We start from the raw sequence: 17,095 nt of genomic DNA, 5'->3' as shown, positions 1-17,095 counted from the left end.
GATGGGCAGGGGGCTTTCAGTTGCCGGCGTAGGGCGAAACCACGACGTCGACCCGCTGGAATTCCTTGAGGTCCGAATAGCCGGTGGTCGCCATGGAACGGCGCAGCGCTCCGATCAGGTTGGACGTCCCGTTGGTGTGGTGGCCCGGCCCGAAGAGAACCTCTTCGAGGGCTCCGACGGTGCCAACGTTGACCCTGTCGCCGCGGGGAAGTTCAAGGTGGTGCGCCTCCTGGCCCCAGTGCCAGCCCTTGCCTGGCGCTTCTTCGGCGCGGGCGAGGGCACTGCCCAGCATGACCGCGTCGGCGCCCATGGCGATCGCCTTGACGATGTCACCGGAGGAGCCCATACCGCCGTCGGCGATCACGTGGACGTAGCGTCCGCCGGACTCATCCATGTAGTCGCGGCGGGCGGCGGCGACGTCGGAGATGGCGGAGGCCATCGGCGAGTGGATGCCGAGGGCGCGGCGGGTGGTGCTCGTGGCCCCGCCGCCGAAGCCGACCAGCACGCCGGCGGCACCGGTGCGCATGAGGTGCAGTGCCGGGGTGTAGCCGGCGGCGCCGCCGACGATCACGGGGACGTCGAGTTCGTAGATGAACTGCTTGAGGTTCAGCGGCTCGTGGTCTTTGGAGACGTGCTCGGCCGAGACGGTGGTGCCGCGGATCACGAAGATGTCGACGCCGGCTGCCACGACGGTTTTGTAGTGCTCCTGGGTCCGCTGCGGGGTGAGGGAGCCGGCAACGGTGACGCCCGCGGCGCGGATCTCCGCGAGCCTGGTGGTGATCAGCTCCGGCTGGATCGGCGCCTGGTAGAGCTCCTGCATCCGGCGCGTGACGGCCGGGCTGTTGGTCTCGTCCTGGAGCGCGCCGATCTGGTCGAGTACGGCCTGCGGGTCCTCATACCGTGTCCAGAGGCCTTCGAGGTCGAGAACGCCGAGTCCGCCGAGGCGGCCCAGCGCGATAACCGTCTCCGGCGACATGGCCGAATCCATCGGCGCCGCGATGACCGGCATATCGAACTTGTAGGCGTCGATCTGCCAGGCGACGGACACATCCTTGGGGTCACGCGTACGTCGGTTGGGGACGATCGCAATGTCATCCAGGGAGTAGGCACGACGCCCACGCTTGCCACGGCCAATCTCAATCTCGTAAGTCACTGCTCTAGGTTATCCCAGCCGCGGCACCGGCCACGGACCCGGCGGGACCGTGGAGCCGGAATGTGCCGGGACTGCAGTGGGAGCTGCCATGGGCAGTGGTGCCCATGGCAGCCGCCCGCAGAATCCCCTAGCCTGAGGGAAAAGGTCCTCGACGAGCGCCCTTGCCCCACTCCTAGGAGGACCACCCATGGCCCCTGGCCTCTTTGGCGCCGATATTGAACAGCTGCGGTCACTCTCAAAATCCATGAAGCTCTCCGGGTCGCGCCTGTCGGACACCGAACACAGGATCAACGGCCTGGTCGCCAGCACCGCATGGAAGGGCGCGGACGCGGGGCGCTTCCGGAGCGAGTGGACCGGCACTTTGCGCCCCATGCTCAACAAGGCGACGCAGTCCCTGATCGAGGCCTCCAAACTTCTTCTCACGCAAGCCGATGAGCAGCAGGAAGCCAGCACGCAGGGTGGCAGCGCAGGTTCCGGGCCCGGCGGACCGGCCCAGCCCGGTACCGCCGGAGACAGCCCTCCCACCGGACTGGAAGGCATCGTCTCCGGGGCCGGAAGCTCGCCATGGTGGGCCGCCAATGGCGCAGTCACCGGCGCCGGACTCTACGCGGACGATCTGCTGGCCACCATGTCCAAGGGCGGGCTCGTCACCAAACTGACCAGCTGGCCCATGCTCAGCGCACAGTACGGCCAGGCCGCCGAAGCCGGGTACGTCCGGGGAACCCAGCTTCTCAACGGGACGTCCATGCTGGGACGCCTTTCCGGCGGATTGGGCGTGGTTACCGGTGGGATACAGCTGACGCAGGGATTGTCCACCGGCAACACCGGGATGGCGATCGACGGCGGCATCTCCACCGTCCTTGCGGCCGGGAGCTTCATCCCGGGCGCCGGACCCTTCTTCGCTGTTGCCGGCATCGCGTGGGGCGGCTTGGGCCTGCTGGCGGGCAACCTTGGCTACGGTTCCGCCTCGGAGATGATCGGGGATGCCGCCGAAAATGCAGCCGCTACCGTGGCCGACGGTGCCAAGAAGGTCTGGGGCTGGCTCACCTGAGCGCCCACCCTCCCTAGACTAAGAACCGAGACCTGTCGCCCGAAAGGCTGCTATGACCACTCAAGACGACGCACCCCTGCTCATCACCGAACACGAATTGATTGCCTTGATCGCTTTGGCGGGAACCAGCGGGGCCCTCAAATGCCAGCGCATGTTTAGGCTCGACCACGCCGCCGGCACACCCTTGGAGCAGGCAGGCGTGGCCACGCTCCTGGAACGTGGGCTCATGACAATAGAGGGGGAAGGTCTCCTTCCGGCCGGTCCCGCCACCAGCGTCACCGCCGCACTGGCGGGTTCGGACGCCTGGCTGGAAGTCGCGTTGGTCACTCCCAAGGCTGAACACGTCTATTTCCTCTTCGGTTCCGCCGACGGCGCCCTGATCCTCAGTCTCAGCAAATACGGCGTGCACGAGCTGCGCCCGCTCACCAACGCTGACGGCATGTTCACGACTGCCATCGAGATGGTGAATTTTTACCTCGGCACCGCACCCGACGGCCGACCGGCCGCGGGCACGCTCCGCAGGCACCTTGCCGACGGCTCATTCCGCGCCGTCCACGTCAAGGCGGGGCCGGACGGTTCCCTTGAACTGCGCGAAGGCGGGGGTGAGGACCTCCCCGCCACTGCCCTGCCTCCGGAAGACCTGGACCAATGCCTTCGCAAGGGGCTGGGTCTTTAGTCCGGTATGAGCCTTCCAATCCCCTTCCCGGCAAGCCAGCCAGCGCATCCCCTTGATTACTGGGCTTCCCCGGAGTTGGCACGGGTCAGTCCACCCGATGCACCCTCCCGCTTGCGGCAGTTGGCTGATGCCCAGGGCACCCTTGCTGCGGCCTGGGGCAGCGCCATCGGATCCGGGCCGCTCCTGCTCCTGACCGGCGGCTTCGTCTCGGCCATGTCAGGGAACCCCGTCTGGGTGCTGGTCCTCGGCTTGCTGGGCGCTGCTTTGACAGTGCTGGGCCTGCTCTCCTGGAAGCGGGTGCGTGGCACACTGCCGAACACCAATAGGCTTCTTATCGCCCGCGGCCCGGGGTCGGCGCGCGGCGGCGTCATGATGGTGGCCGTGCTGGCCCTCATACTGGGCGGCATTCTGGCCACCGCCGTCCCCGGGATCGCGTCCCGGGGAACTGCGACGGTGGTTGCGGTGAGCGGCGCGTACGTACTTTTTGTGGCTCTTCTGGCAGCCGCCATCCTCATCCCGTCCGTAGTCCTGGGACGGGCCCGGCAGTCCTTCCGGCGAAGGATCCAGACGGACCCGGGGCTCCGCACAGCGGTGGAGGGCGATCTGGCCACTTGGCGCGACCCACACGGCAACGCGGGTTACGGCCCCCTGTAGATGGGCAAAAGCTGGGTCTTCGACGGCCACATCGCCGGGATCGGCACGGAATCCGGCCTGCGCGCGGTCGTGGGACTCTGGCAGCGGTGTACAACTTCGACGAGACCCGGGTGCTGGACGTCGCGGCGTCGCACGGTGCCCACGGGCTCCGGGTGGACGCCGGACCGCTCCGGATCCGCGCCGGCGTCGGCGCCCGGACCGCGGGCGCCGCGAAGGGCGGCCGGCAGGAGTACTACGGCGTGACTGATCTGCACAGCATCGACTCGGCGAGCGTCGACTGGGACGGCCGGGACGGCGGGGACGCCGGCGGACTGTCCGCGATCCTGCCTCCCGTCACCTTTGGTTTCAGCAGCGTTCCCCCGGAGCCCAGCCTGGCGCGCGTACGGACAACCGTGGTCCAGGCGGCCACCGGCAGCGGAAGCTAGCCCGGGCCTCCTCAGACCCCCTCGGCGTCATCCACGGTGAGCTGGGACTCGAACATCCGGAAGTAGCGGCCGCGCAGGGCCACCAGCTCCTTGTGGGTGCCCTGCTCCACGATCCGGCCGTCCTCGAGCATGTAGACGACGTCCGCCTTTTCGATCGTCGCGAGGCGATGGCTGATGGCGATGATCGTGCTGCTGCGGTCGGCGAAAAGCCGGGTAAAGATCCGGTGCTCGGCGAGGGCATCAATGGCCGAGGTCGGCTCGTCCATGACCATGAACGGTGCGTTGCGGTAGAAGTTCCGGGCCATCGCGAGGCGCTGCCACTGCCCGCCGGACAGCCCGCTGCCCTTCCGCCCGCGCGGATCCTCCATCCAGTTGCTGACGTGGTTGTCCAGGCCGTTGGGCAGTTTGTTGATGAACTCGAGCGCCTCGGCGTCGGCTGCGGCGCGGCGGATCCGCCCGTCGTCGCGCGGTGCATCGACGTCGCCGAAGAAGATGTTCTCCGCCGCGGTGGCGAACTCGTACTTCAGGAATTCCTGGCTGAGCACCGCCAGATGGCGGTGCCAGGACTTGACGTCGACGGCGGCGAGGTCGACGCCGTCGAGCAGCACCTGCCCGGAGTCCGGGCGGTAGAGCCCGGCGAGGATCCGGATGAGGGTGGATTTGCCGGCGCCGTTCTCGCCCACGATCGCGATGTGCTGGCCTTCGCGGATGGTCAGCGATATGCCCCTGATGACTTCCAGCTCGCTGCCGGTGTAGGTGAAGCGGATGTCCCGCAGCTCCACGGTCGTGGGCGCCTGCAGCAGCGGCGGGGCGTGGTCGGAGTGCACCGGCAGGGCCATGAAGAGCTCGTAGTCCTTGAGGTTGGCGAGGTCCTCGTCGATGGAGCTCAGGGAGGAGACGAGGCTGTTGGCGGTGGACAGGGCCCGGCTGACGATCTGCTGGACGTAGAGGAACTGCCCCACCGGCTGGGCCCGGGCGATGATCTGCCCGACCACCCAGATCAGCGACACGACCTCGGCGCCGTACTGCAGGGCGTCCGCGGCGAGCTGTTTGGGGATGTAGCGCTTCTGGAAATCCAGCCGCCGGCGCTCGTCCGCGTCGCGCAGCCGGGAGCGGAGCCCCATGAGGTACCCGACGATCCCGTAGAGGCGCATCTCAGCGATGTGCTGCGGGCGCAGGAGGTTGGTCTCGATCATCCGCCGCTGCCGGCGGGAGTCGATCTGGGTGTTCCAGTGCGCGATCTGCTCGCGGGAGAGCTTGAACTGCAGGTAGACGCTGGGCACGATCGCCACGAGCACGATCACGGCAATCCACCAGCTGACCAGCAGCAGCGCGCCGATCGCCAGGAGTACCGAGACCAGCTGCGTGAAGATCGCGGCGATCCGGTCCAGGACCCGGGCGTAGGAATCGGAGAAACGCTTGGCCCGGTCGTACAGGTCCACGGTCTCTTTGTCGTCGTAGCGCCAGAAATCGAGCGCCAGGAACCGCTCGTACATGAGGTCGCCCACGATCGCGCCTACCTTGAAGCTCATGAGCTGCTGGATGTAGCGGTCCACGCTGCTGAAGGCGCCCCAGAACAGCCCGAGCGCGGCCGTGATGATGACGTAGACAATGGCCTGCTGCCCGGCGGCGGCGTTGCCCGCATAGGCGGCCGCGAGGGCCGTGGTGGTCAGGGAGGCGTAGTAGGTGGTGACCAGCGGCAGCAGCGCCGAAATCAGCGAGCCGACAACTTTCATCACGACGGCGGCGGGCGAGGCCCGGAAGCTGACGCGCAGCACCTGCGCCACGGCCCGGGCGTAGGGCCTCAGCGCCAGTTTGCGCTTCGGCTCACGCGCGGGCAGGAGTTCGGACATGCCTCCAGCCTAGGACACCGGCCTGCCCAACTAACTCGCGGCAGGGCCGTTATGGGGGTCCCAAAACGGCCCCTGCTGCGAGTTACTTGGGTGAACCGCGCTGTGGGCTTTAGCGCGAACCGTAGTTCGGTGCCTCCACCGTCATCTGGATGTCATGCGGGTGGGACTCCTTGAGTCCGGCCGCCGTGATCCGGACGAACTTCCCGCGGGCCTTCAGCTCCGGCACGGTGGGTGCGCCGGTGTAGAACATGGTCTGGCGGAGGCCGCCCACCAGCTGGTACGCCACCGAGGCGAGCGGGCCGCGGTAGGCGACCCGGCCTTCGATGCCCTCCGGGATGAGCTTGTCATCGCCGGAGACATCGGCCTGGAAGTAGCGGTCCTTGGAGTAGGAGGTGTTCTTGCCGCGGGTCTGCATGGCCCCGAGGGAACCCATGCCGCGGTAGAGCTTGAACTGCTTGCCGTTGACGAAGATCAGGTCACCCGGGGACTCGTCGCAGCCGGCGAGCAGGGAACCGAGCATAACGGTGTCCGCGCCGGCAACCAGCGCCTTGCCGATGTCGCCCGAGTACTGCAGCCCGCCGTCGGCGATCAGCGGCACGCCCGCCGGGATGGCGGCCTTGGCGGATTCGTAGATGGCGGTGATCTGCGGGACGCCGACGCCGGCGACCACGCGGGTGGTGCAGATGGAGCCGGGACCGACACCGACCTTGATGCCGTCGGCACCGGCGTCGATGAGCGCCTGGGCGCCTTCGCGGGTGGCGGCCTGGCCGCCGATGATGTCCACGTGCGCCGCCGCCGGATCGGACTTCAGCCGGCGGATCATGTCCAGAACGCCCTGCGAGTGGCCGTTGGCGGTGTCCACGAAGAGGGCGTCCACGCCGGCGTCGATCAGGGCCATGGCGCGCTCCCAGCCGTCACCGAAGAATCCGATGGCCGCTCCGACGCGCAGCCGGCCTTCATCGTCCTTGGTGGCCAGCGGGTACTGCTCGGCCTTGGTGAAGTCCTTGGTGGTGATCAGGCCCTTGAGCCGGCCCTGCTCGTCAACGAGCGGGAGCTTTTCGATTTTGTTGGTCGCCAGTTTGTGCGAGGCTTCCTCGCGGCTGATGCCGACGTGCCCGGTGACGAGGGGCATCTTGGTCATGACGTCGCTGACCAGCCGGATCGGGAAATCAGCTTCCGGCACGAAGCGGGTGTCGCGGTTGGTGACGATGCCCAGCAGCCGCATGCCCTCGTCCACGACGGGCAGGCCGGAGACCCGGTAATGCGAGCAGATTTCGTCCAGTTCGGCCAGGGTGGCTTCCGGGCCGATGGTCAGCGGGTTGGTGATCATGCCGGATTCGCTGCGCTTGACCCGGTCCACCTGGTCCGCCTGGTCGGCGATGGAGAGGTTGCGGTGGACGACGCCGAGGCCGCCCTGGCGGGCCATCGCGATCGCCATCCGCGATTCGGTGACGGTGTCCATCGCGGCGGAGAGCAGCGGGGTCTGGACCGTGATGCGCTTGGAGATCCGGGAGGAGGTGTCAGCCTCGGAGGGGATGACGTTCGTGTGGCCGGGCAGCAGCAGGACGTCGTCGTAGGTCAGTCCGATGAAGCCGAAGGGGTCGTGTTCGGGCTGGGTCATGAGTGCGCCTCTTACCTTGGGTTTTGGGTTTCACGGGTAGGGGTTGCAACAGATGACCAGCCCGTCGTTACGGGCATGGCCTGTGCAGAAGTGTTGAATAAATACTAGAACCTTGGCGGCGATCCCCATATTCCGGGGCAGTAATGTGAGCAACGGCACCGGCCCGGTGACGCCGCCGGGTCAGGTCCAGCCGGTGGCCGCGAGCAGGCGCTGCTCGAACATGGGGATCATGCTTTGGACGTACGTCTTGGTCAGATGGTTGTCGTCTTTGTAGACGTACACGTTCCCGACGACGGCCGGGCAGATCCCGTCGGCGCAGATGAAGTCGCTCAGGTCCATCAGGCGCAGCCCCGGCACCCTCCCCCGGTAGGCGTCCAGAGGTGAGGAGTCGGCCAGGGATTCCTGCAGCGGCACCCTGCACTTCGGGGCCTCGGGCCCGTTCTTCTGGACGCATTCGGGCATGTTCATGTTGAAGCGCGGGTTGTCGCGGATGCCGACCACTTCCATGCCGGCACCGGTGAAGGCCTGGATGCCTTCAAGGTAGTCCGGCACCTCGGTTTCGAAAGGTGCGTCCTTGTGAGTCAGGGAGGCGACGGTGAAGACGGCGTCGGGCCTGCGGTCCAGGACGTACTTGGCGCTGGCCCGGTTGAAGGCGTTGCATTCGGCGTCCCGTTCCGGGGATTCCCCGCCGAAGCGGCAGTTGCCCTTCAGGAGGGCGACCACCTCCCAGCCGTGGCTTCGGGCGACCGGGCCGAGCGCCGCCATGTACTGCTGGGCGTGGGAGTCGCCGAGCACAACGATGCGTTTGGTGACGGTGTCCGGGCGGCTGTTCTGCAGGCATCCGGCCAGCAGCGGGTCACCGGGGACGTTGTCCTCCGTGCAGAGCCCGTCGATGTCGGCCCACTCGTTCTTCATCGCGGCCGGGGCCGGGATGATCCTGGCATCCGGCGTGGGCTTGCCCGCATTCTCGGGCGACAGGACGGCGGCGCCGGGGGTCAATTCCTTCGGCTGCGCCGCGGCAGCCGCCTCGTCCGCCAGGATCCTGCTCTGCCACACGGACACCGGTCCGGCCAGCAGGGCCCCGCACGCCGCGATCACGACGGCGGTGCGCCAGACCCGGCGCTGCGGCCAGTGCCACTCGCGCAGCGGTTTCTCCACGAACCGGGTGGTCAGCACGGCCAGCACGAGTGAGGCGGCCACGATGGCCAGGCCCTGGACCAGGTTCGGCGCGGGGATGCCCATCCCGGCGAGGCCCAGCACCAGCAGCGGCCAGTGCCAGAGGTACAGGGCGTAGGAGTTGTCCCCGAGGGCCACCAGCGGCTTCCAGCTCAGGAAGCGGTCAACCCCGAAGCGGCTGCCGCTGCGTCCGGCCGCGATGATGGCGGCTGCCGCCAGCGTCGGCCACAGCGCGATGAAGCCGGGGAAGGAGCGGTCCACGGTGAGCAGGAGGCCGCAGGAGAGCATTGCGGCGAGGCCGGTCCAGCCCAGGACAACCCGCAGCGTTTTGCCGGGCTTGAGGTACGGCAGCGCCAGGGCCAGCAGCGAGCCGAGCGCGAATTCCCAGAGCCGGGTGCGGGTGTCGAAGTAGGCGTAGGCCTGGTTGGTGGCCGTCTGCCCGATGGAAAACACCAGCGACGCCACGAAGATCGCGCCGAAGGCCGCGGCCAGCAGGGCGGCGTAGCTCACCCGGTCACCCAGGCCGGTCCTGCCCAGGAACCGCCACAGCACGGCAGCGGCGGCAAAGACCAGCGGCCACAGCAGGAAGACCTGGCCCTGGATGGACAGTGACCAGAAGTGCTGCAGCGGGCTGGCCCCGGAGTGGTCCTGCGCGTAGTAGTCGACGGCGGTGTCCGCCAGGACCCAGTTCTGCCGGTACCACAGGGACGCCCAGGCCTGGTCCAGCACGTCCGGCCAGCGGTTCTCGGGCAGGATCACCCGGGTGCCGGCCAGGACACCAAGGACCACCACAACGACGGCGGGAAGGAGCCGCTTGAGCAGGTGGAGCCAGTGGCCCAGGAGCCGCAGGGGTTGGCCGCCCTCGACCTTGCGGGCGAAGCTGAGGGTCATCAGGAACGCCGAGATCAGCAGGAAGATGTCAACCCCGCCGGACACACGCCCGAGCCACACGTGGTAGGTGACCACCATCAGGACCGCGAGCGCCCGGAGGCCCTGGACTTCGGGACGGTAGTCCGGTTTGGGGCGCGTTTGAGCATCCGCCGCCGCAGTCTGCGGGGTGGCCATGGTTCGCTCGTTCGACACTCGTGACCCTTCAGGCCGGTTTCCAAAGCCTCAATGTTACCGAGCCGTATTTTTCCTGGCCAATCACAGAAGCGCGGGAGCCGTCCCGCCGGCGGCGATCTGCGTCCCCGGAGGCTACCCTGTAACGAGCCAGAGGAGGCCGCATCGTGATCGCACAGCTGCGCATTTGTGTCCCGGAAAAGTTGTCCGCCGCCGTCGTGGACTGCTGCACCGGCGAGCTTGGCGTCGCGGAAGTTTCGCGGCAGCGCGGCACGTCCGTCCTTCCGCCCGGGGACATCATCCACGTCCTGCTGGCACGGGAATCGGTGGAGCGGCTCCTGGAGAAACTCCAGGCCCTGAATGTCCAGGAACACGGCTCGGTCTCGGTCAGCATGCCGGAGCTGGTGCTCTCCGACCGGGCCGACAAAGCCACCGCCGAGGCCCCCGGCGAGGGCGCGGATGCCGTGATCTGGGACGAGGTGTCACGGCAGACGGGCGAAGACTCCCGCCTCACCTGGAGCTATCTGGCCTTCCTGATTCTGGCGACCCAGCTGGCAGCCATCGGGATCGTCACGGATTCCACCATCGCCATTGTCGGGGCCATGGCCGTGGGGCCGGAATTCGGCCCGCTGGCGGCCCTGGCCGTGGCTCTTGTGCGGCGGCAATGGCCGCTGGGACGCAGTGCTGCCCTGGCGCTCGGCATCGGCTTCCCCGTGGCCATGCTGGCGGCAGCCCTCACGGCGTGGCTGTCCGTGCCGCTGGGCCTCTTTCCCCCGGACGTGCTCGAGCGCGGCTCCGCCGTCGAGTTCATCTATCATCCGGGGCCCTATTCACTGATCGTTGCCGTGCTGGCCGGGACTGCCGGGATGCTGTCCGTGATCAGCCGGCGGTCCGCTGCGCTGGTCGGGGTCTTCATCTCCGTGACGACGGTGCCGGCCGCGGGGTTCGTGGCGGTGGCGCTGGTCCTGGGCGAGTACCAGAAGGCGGCCGGCTCGGCCCTCCAGCTGGGAGTGAACCTGGTGGGAATCGTGGCCGCCGCGGTTGCCGTCCTGGTCTTTTACCGGGTGGTCACCAAGCGCCTGCCGCGGGGCGCCTCCCTGCGGCTGCGCCGGAAGGCCCTGCGCTCCGGGAGCTGATCCGTGCCGTCGGGGCCACACACAACGAAAGACCGGAGCAGCTGGTGCTGGTCCGGTCTTTCGTCTAGCTGGTCCTGGTGGGCCTTAGTGCTGGTGGCCCGCGTGCTGGTCATCGTCGGCAGGCTTCTCGACCACGAGGGTTTCCGTGGTGAGCACCAGTGCCGCGATGGAAGCCGCGTTGCGGAGGGCCGCACGCGTCACCTTCACGGGGTCGATGACGCCGGCAGCGATCAGGTCTTCGTATTCGCCGGTCTTGGCGTTGAAGCCCTGGTTGTTGGCGGATTCGGCCACCTTGGCGACGACGACGTAGCCGTCGAAGCCGGCGTTCTGGGCGATCCAGCGCAGCGGCTGGGTCAGTGCCCGGCGGACGATGCCGACAGCAGCAGCCGCGTCACCTTCGAGGGCCTGGACGGCAGGATCCTCGTCGAGCGCCTTGAGGGCGTGGATGAGGGCGGCGCCGCCGCCGGCCACGATGCCTTCTTCAAGGGCAGCGCGGGTCGAGGACACTGCGTCCTCGATGCGGTGCTTCTTTTCCTTCAGCTCGACCTCGGTGGCAGCGCCAACCTTGATCACGCCGATGCCGCCGGCCAGCTTGGCCAGGCGTTCCTGGAGCTTTTCCTTGTCCCAGTCGGAGTCGGTGCGGGTCAGCTCGGCGCGCAGCTGGGAAACCCGGGCTGCGACGTCCTCTGCCGAACCGGCGCCGTCAACGATCGTGGTGTTGTCCTTGGTGACGGTGATGCGGCGTGCGGTGCCGAGCACCTCAAGGCCAACCGTGTCCAGGCTGAGGCCCAGTTCCGGCGAGACAACCTGTGCGCCCGTGAGGGTGGCGATGTCCTGCAGCATGGCCTTGCGGCGGTCACCGAAGCCCGGTGCCTTGACGGCAACGACGTTCAGGGTGCCACGGATGCGGTTGACGATCAGCGTGGACAATGCCTCGCCGTCGACGTCCTCGGCGATGATGAACAGCGGCTTGGAGCTCTGCAGCGCCTTTTCCAGCAGCGGCAGGAAGTCCTGGACGGAGGAGATCTTGCCTTGGTTGATCAGGATCAGGGCGTCTTCGAGGACAGCTTCCTGGCGTTCCGCGTCGGTGACGAAGTACGGGGACAGGTAGCCCTTGTCGAACTGCATGCCCTCGGTGAGGACCAGCTCGGTCTGCGTGGTGGAGGATTCCTCGATGGTGATCACACCATCCTTGCCGACCTTGTCGAACGCCTCGGCCAGCAGTTCGCCGATCTCGTCGCTCTGGGCGGAGATGGAGGCGACGTTGGCGACCTGGGTGCCTTCGACCGGGCGGGCATTTTCGAGCAGGCGGGCGGCGATGGCCTCGACGGAGACCTCGATGCCGCGCTTGATCTGGCCCGGTGCGGCGCCGGCCGCAACGTTGCGGAGGCCTTCCTTGACGAGGGCCTGTGCCAGCACCGTGGCGGTGGTGGTGCCGTCGCCGGCGACGTCGTTGGTCTTGGTGGCGACCTCCTTGGCAAGCTGCGCGCCAAGGTTCTCGTACGGGTCGTCCAGCTCGACTTCACGGGCGATGGTGACGCCATCGTTGGTGATTGTGGGGGCGCCCCACTTCTTGTCCAGCACGACGTTGCGGCCGCGGGGGCCAAGCGTCACCTTGACCGTGTTGGCGAGCTTATCAATGCCGGCTTCAAGCGACCGGCGGGCAGCGTCGTTAAACGCAAGCTGCTTTGCCATGGTTTTGTCCTTTCAAGACAGAACCCCGCGCAACTGACCCGTCAGAGAGGGGTCGGCGGCGCGGGGTCCAAGAGAGTTACTTTACGACGATCGCCAGGACGTCGCGGGCGGACAGCACGAGGTACTCGGTGCCGCCGGTCTTGACTTCAGTTCCGCCGTACTTGGAGTAGATCACAACGTCGCCGATGGCGACGTCGATCGGAACGCGGTTGCCGTTGTCGTCAAAGCGGCCGGGGCCTACTGCAACAACTTCGCCTTCCTGCGGCTTTTCCTGCGCGGAGTCCGGGATAACCAGGCCGGAAGCCGTGGTCTGCTCGGCTTCGAGCGGGCGGACAACAATACGATCCTCAAGAGGCTTAATAGAGACCGACAATGACCTCTCCTTTTCGTCAGCAAATTCGTGGACATTAAAGCTGTGGGGCCAAGGCGTACAGACCGTCGTCGCGGTGCCGGCAGCAGCCTGGCTGATAAAGCTTCAGGTGTTAGCACCCTCCTAGGGAGAGTGCTAAGCAAGACTCTATGTAAGGAGTTAGCACTCGGTCAAGGCGAGTGCCAGATTTATGTCCCCGGCGAACGCTGCGCCGCTGCCGGATCAGCGTCCGCCGAGGTCCTCGAAGTCGACGTCCTCACCGGTGTCCCCGTCATCTTCGCCGGCGTCGTTCCGGTGCCGGTAGATCACCAGGGCTCCCGCCGCGGCCAGGGCAGCGCCCATGACCAGGAAGGCGATGCCGCCGGCGCGGACCCCGGCGTAGTTCTCGCGGATGGCCTTGGCCTCGTCGGTGGCGTCCGTGACGGACTTGCCGCCGACGGAGTAGACGGTGGCGTTGAAGGAGTCCAGCAGGAAGATGATCACCAGCAGGGCCAGGCAGACGACGACGATGATGCCGCCGGCGATAAGCGCGGGCCGGGCGTAGCGGGCGAGTCCCTGGCGGGCCGGGCGGCCGCCGTCGGCGTCCTGCTGTGCGGCGCCGTCGTCCGGGTAGCTTTCGTCCATGCCGCCGTTTGCCGTACCGCTGTCATCCATGCCGTCAACCCTATCGGGCGCAAGCTCCGGCGGCGCCCTGAACTAGGCTTGATTCCATGGCTGACGCACCGCAGGACCAGATCGCCCCGCTCCTCAACCCCGAAGGCTGGGAGCTGCTGGCGTCACTTGGCCCGTACCGGGAGGATGAGGCGTTCCGCCTCAACGCCTCCCTCCGGAAGGCCGGCCACTCCCCCGAGCTCGTTTCGGCCGTGCTCACCCAGTCGCGGCTGCGGACCAAGGCCGAGGCCAAGTTCGGCGAGTTCGCCCGGCAGATGATCTTCACCCAGGCTGGCCTGGAGCAGGCCACCCGGCTGACCGTGGCGGCACGGCACGCGCAACGCTTCGCGGAAGCCGGCGTGCAGCACGTGGCGGACCTTGGCTGCGGCCTCGGCGCCGACGCGATGGCGCTCGCCTCGCTGGACCTCCAGGTCACGGCCGTGGAAATGGACGAGACGACGGCCGCCTGCGCCACGATGAACCTGATCCCGTTCCGGAACGCCACGGTGGTCCATTCCGACGCGACCACAGTGGCCCTGGACGGGATCGACGGCGTCTGGCTGGACCCGGCCCGCCGGACCACCTCGACCTCGGGGACAAAACGGCTCTGGGATCCGGAGGATTTCTCCCCGCCGCTGTCCTTCGCCGAGTCCCTTGCCGGAGCCGGCCTGGCCGTGGGTGTGAAGATGGGCCCGGGCATGCCGCACGATTCGGTTCCCAAGGACTGCGAGGCCCAGTGGGTTTCGGTGGGCGGGGCCGTCACCGAGGTGGGGCTGTGGTTCAACGCGGTCCGGCGTCCGGGGATCCGGCGGGCGGCGCTGCTGCTCGGCCCCGCGGGCGCGGCGGAACTCACCAGCGCCGAGGACTTCGACGGCGGTCCGGTCGCCCCGGTGGGGCCCGTCGAGGGGTACCTCTACGAGCCCGACGGCGCCATTATCCGGGCGGGCCTGGTGGCCGACGTCGCCCTCCTGCTGGGCGGGCACCTCGTGGACGAACACATCGCCTACATCTGCGCCCCGGACCTGCAGGACACCCCCCTTGCCCGGGCCTACAAGGTCCTGGACGTGATGCCATACAACGTCAAGGCGCTCAAGGCGTGGGTGAAGGACCAGGGCATCGGGGTGCTGGACATCAAGAAGCGCGGCACTTCGGTGACCCCGGAGGAACTGCGCAAACAGCTCCTCCCGGCAGGGAAGAATAAGAGCAAAAAAACGGCCACCCTGGTCCTCACCAGGATCGGCGAGGAGCGGGTGGCCATTTCGGTGCAGCCGGTTTAAGGCACGCCGCCGGACGGCGGCGTGCCGGGCTTCCGGATTACCAGAGGCTACTGGTTACCGGAGGCTACTGGTTACCGGAGGCTACTGGGCCCGCATGAAGTCCTCGGCGGCGCGGACCTGCTCCTCGGTGGGCCGGATGCCGGTGTACAGCACAAACTGCTCCAGCGCCTGGATGGTCGCCACCTCGGCACCGGTGATCACGGTCTTCCCGGCCGCCCGGCCGGCCTTGATCAGCGGGGTCTCGGCCGGCAGCGCGACGACGTCGAACACCACCTTCGCGGCGTCCACCGTTTCCTGCGGGAAGGACAGGGAGTCCGCGTCGGGCCCGCCCGCCATGCCAACAGGCGTGACGTTGATGATCATGTCGGCCGTCAGGGACGGACCGGCGTCGGCGCGCCAGGCGAAACCATAGAGCCCGGCGAGCGCCCGCCCGGCCTCCTCGTTGCGGGCGATCACGGTGACATCCCGGAACCCGGCGTCGCGCAGCGCCGCGGCCGTCGCCTTCGCCATCCCCCCGGCGCCCTTGAGCAGCACCGAGTAGGAGGCAGGCACGGCGTTGCGCTGCAGCAGCTGCTCGATCGCGGTGTAGTCGGTGTTGTAGGCGGTGAGCGTGCCGCCGTCGTTGACGATCGTGTTGACCGAGTCGATAGCTTTCGCGGACGGGTCCATCACATCCACGAGCGCGATGACGTCCTCCTTGTACGGCATCGACACGGCGCAGCCGCGGATTCCGAGGCCGCGCACGCCAGCGATCGCCTGCGCGAGGTCGGTCGGGGCAAAGGCCTTGTAGATCCAGTTCAGGCCGAGCTGTTCGTACAGGTGGTTGTGGAAGCGCGTCCCGTTGTTGCTCGGTCGGGCCGAGAGCGAGATGCAGAGGGTCATGTCTTTATTCAGGATGGGCACCACTCCATTAAACGCCAGGCGGCCCCCCGCCGCCCCGCTCCCGGACGCCGTGCCGCGATCCGAGCAGTTTTGTGAACACTTTCACGTTTCCGCTGCCGTCCGGCCACGGGCTGCAGGCCGCCCCTGCACTAGACTTGAGCCACTGTTGCCTCGCCAACTGTCCGGCGAGTCCGCCCATGACGAAAGCCGGCCGGGGCATGGAAACGGACAGCACAACAATGAAAGGACCACATGAAGATTGATTTCGCTTCATCCAGGCAATCAACTCTTGGTGTGGAATGGGAACTTGCCCTCGTGGACGCCGAAACCGGGGAGCTTGCCTCCGTGGCCAAGGAAGTCCTCCGCGGCGTCGCCGCACGGCATCCCGAACTGAACGAGGACGACGAGCACCCGCACATCAAGCAGGAGCTGCTGTTGAACACGGTGGAGCTCGTCACCGGCATCTGCAACACCGTGGCCGAGGCCAAAGCGGACCTGAGCAGCTCCCTCGCCGCCGTCCGTGACGTCACGGATCCGATGGGCGTCGAGATCTTCTGCGCCGGCAGCCACCCCTTCAGCCCCCCGCAGCTGCAGCCGGTGACGGACAAGGAGCGCTACGCCAAGCTCATTGATCGCACCCAGTGGTGGGGCCGGCAGATGGTGATCTACGGCGTCCACGTGCATGTGGGCCTGGACAGCCGGGACAAGGTCCTCCCCGTCCTGGACGGCCTGGTGAACTACTTCCCGCAGTTCCAGGCGCTCTCCGCCTCCAGCCCGTTCTGGGGCGGCGAGGACACCGGGTACGCCTCGCAGCGTGCACTGATGTTCCAGCAGCTGCCCACCGCCGGGCTGCCCTTCCAGTTCGCCAGCTGGGAGGACTTCGAGTCCTACGCCCAGGACATGTTCACCACCGGGGTGATCGACTCACTTTCCGAAATCCGCTGGGACATCCGGCCCGTCCCGCATTTCGGCACCATCGAGATGCGCATTTGCGACGGCCTGGCCTCGCTCGAGGAAGTCGGCGCCATCGCCGCCCTGACGCAGTGCCTCGTCGACGAGTTCTCCACCACGCTGGACAACGGCGGGACCATCCCCACCATGCCGCCCTGGCATGTGCAGGAGAACAAATGGCGGGCGGCCCGTTACGGCCTGGACGCCATCATCATCCTCGACGCCGCGGGCAACGAACAGCTCGTCACCGACCACATCCGCGAGACCGTCGCCCGGCTGGAACCCGTGGCCGTGAAGCTGGACTGCGTCGCCGAACTGGCCGACGTCCTGAAGATCATCGAGCGCGGCGCAGGGTACCAGCGGCAGCGGCGCGTGGCGGCGGAGCACAACGGCGACCTGCGCGCCGTCGTCCTGGACCTGGTTCAGCAGATGCGCAAGGGCCCCGAAGCCTAGTCCCGCTTT

At 67.6% G+C, this 17,095-nt stretch carries 15 protein-coding genes; 7 read left to right on the top strand and 8 right to left on the bottom strand.

Features of this window, described 5'->3' with window-relative positions; all coding sequences use genetic code 11:
• Positions 1 to 16: 16 nt before the first annotated feature.
• Complete coding sequence (locus AC1MFL_RS14620; RefSeq protein WP_226762066.1) at positions 17 to 1,153, bottom strand: GuaB3 family IMP dehydrogenase-related protein; 1,137 nt, start codon at positions 1,151 to 1,153, stop codon at positions 17 to 19.
• A 187-nt stretch (positions 1,154 to 1,340) separates the two neighbouring features.
• Here AC1MFL_RS14620 and AC1MFL_RS14615 point away from each other — a divergent pair, with 187 nt between their 5' ends.
• From AC1MFL_RS14615 to AC1MFL_RS14600, 4 genes are all read left to right on the top strand, one after another.
• Positions 1,341 to 2,204 (top strand): WXG100 family type VII secretion target, encoded by an 864-nt coding sequence (locus tag AC1MFL_RS14615; RefSeq protein WP_479810591.1) that lies wholly within the window; start codon positions 1,341 to 1,343, stop codon positions 2,202 to 2,204.
• Positions 2,205 to 2,256: 52 nt separating this feature from the next.
• Entirely contained in the window at positions 2,257 to 2,880 is a 624-nt protein-coding gene (locus AC1MFL_RS14610; protein WP_479810589.1) for a hypothetical protein, read from the top strand.
• 120 nt (positions 2,881 to 3,000) lie between these two features.
• Positions 3,001 to 3,534, top strand: a complete 534-nt coding sequence (locus AC1MFL_RS14605) for a hypothetical protein (protein ID WP_479810587.1) — start codon at positions 3,001 to 3,003, stop codon at positions 3,532 to 3,534.
• Between the two features lie 86 nt (positions 3,535 to 3,620).
• On the top strand, positions 3,621 to 3,959 hold the full coding sequence (locus AC1MFL_RS14600) for a hypothetical protein (protein WP_479810585.1): 339 nt from the start codon (positions 3,621 to 3,623) through the stop codon (positions 3,957 to 3,959).
• An 11-nt stretch (positions 3,960 to 3,970) separates the two neighbouring features.
• On the opposite strand, the gene AC1MFL_RS14595 is transcribed toward AC1MFL_RS14600, so the two are convergent.
• From AC1MFL_RS14595 to AC1MFL_RS14585, 3 genes are all read right to left on the bottom strand, one after another.
• Positions 3,971 to 5,812 carry an ABC transporter ATP-binding protein gene (locus AC1MFL_RS14595; protein ID WP_479810583.1) on the bottom strand — a complete coding sequence of 614 codons (1,842 nt, stop codon included), beginning with the start codon at positions 5,810 to 5,812 and terminating at the stop codon, positions 3,971 to 3,973.
• A gap of 109 nt (positions 5,813 to 5,921) precedes the next feature.
• Positions 5,922 to 7,433, bottom strand: coding sequence for an IMP dehydrogenase (guaB, locus tag AC1MFL_RS14590; protein ID WP_479810581.1), 1,512 nt, complete (start codon positions 7,431 to 7,433; stop codon positions 5,922 to 5,924).
• Between the two features lie 180 nt (positions 7,434 to 7,613).
• A complete protein-coding gene (locus AC1MFL_RS14585; protein WP_479815477.1) occupies positions 7,614 to 9,674 on the bottom strand; it encodes an acyltransferase family protein in 2,061 nt (686 codons plus the stop codon).
• Positions 9,675 to 9,838: 164 nt separating this feature from the next.
• Here AC1MFL_RS14585 and AC1MFL_RS14580 point away from each other — a divergent pair, with 164 nt between their 5' ends.
• Positions 9,839 to 10,807 carry a DUF389 domain-containing protein gene (locus tag AC1MFL_RS14580; RefSeq protein WP_479810579.1) on the top strand — a complete coding sequence of 323 codons (969 nt, stop codon included), beginning with the start codon at positions 9,839 to 9,841 and terminating at the stop codon, positions 10,805 to 10,807.
• Positions 10,808 to 10,891: 84 nt separating this feature from the next.
• On the opposite strand, the gene groL is transcribed toward AC1MFL_RS14580, so the two are convergent.
• The 3 genes from groL to AC1MFL_RS14565 all read right to left on the bottom strand — a co-directional run bounded on the left by groL (position 10,892) and on the right by AC1MFL_RS14565 (position 13,526).
• On the bottom strand, positions 10,892 to 12,502 hold the full coding sequence (gene groL, locus AC1MFL_RS14575) for a chaperonin GroEL (RefSeq protein WP_226762074.1): 1,611 nt from the start codon (positions 12,500 to 12,502) through the stop codon (positions 10,892 to 10,894).
• Positions 12,503 to 12,578: 76 nt separating this feature from the next.
• Positions 12,579 to 12,875 carry a co-chaperone GroES gene (groES, locus tag AC1MFL_RS14570; RefSeq protein ID WP_056635831.1) on the bottom strand — a complete coding sequence of 99 codons (297 nt, stop codon included), beginning with the start codon at positions 12,873 to 12,875 and terminating at the stop codon, positions 12,579 to 12,581.
• 219 nt (positions 12,876 to 13,094) lie between these two features.
• Positions 13,095 to 13,526, bottom strand: a complete 432-nt coding sequence (locus AC1MFL_RS14565) for a hypothetical protein (protein WP_479810577.1) — start codon at positions 13,524 to 13,526, stop codon at positions 13,095 to 13,097.
• A 56-nt stretch (positions 13,527 to 13,582) separates the two neighbouring features.
• Between AC1MFL_RS14565 and AC1MFL_RS14560 the strand changes: the two genes are divergently transcribed.
• Positions 13,583 to 14,800, top strand: a complete 1,218-nt coding sequence (locus tag AC1MFL_RS14560) for a THUMP-like domain-containing protein (RefSeq protein ID WP_479810575.1) — start codon at positions 13,583 to 13,585, stop codon at positions 14,798 to 14,800.
• 81 nt (positions 14,801 to 14,881) lie between these two features.
• Here the strand turns inward: AC1MFL_RS14560 and AC1MFL_RS14555 are convergent, their stop codons facing one another.
• Complete coding sequence (locus tag AC1MFL_RS14555) at positions 14,882 to 15,703, bottom strand: shikimate 5-dehydrogenase (protein ID WP_479810573.1); 822 nt, start codon at positions 15,701 to 15,703, stop codon at positions 14,882 to 14,884.
• A gap of 231 nt (positions 15,704 to 15,934) precedes the next feature.
• On the opposite strand from AC1MFL_RS14555, the gene AC1MFL_RS14550 reads away from it, so the two are divergent.
• Positions 15,935 to 17,086, top strand: a complete 1,152-nt coding sequence (locus tag AC1MFL_RS14550; RefSeq protein ID WP_479810571.1) for a glutamate--cysteine ligase — start codon at positions 15,935 to 15,937, stop codon at positions 17,084 to 17,086.
• Positions 17,087 to 17,095 lie beyond the last annotated feature (9 nt).

This window comes from Arthrobacter sp. BG3, assembly GCF_056680185.1.
Note: the sequence above shows the minus strand (reverse complement) of the source record. Positions and strands in the feature narration are given on the sequence as shown.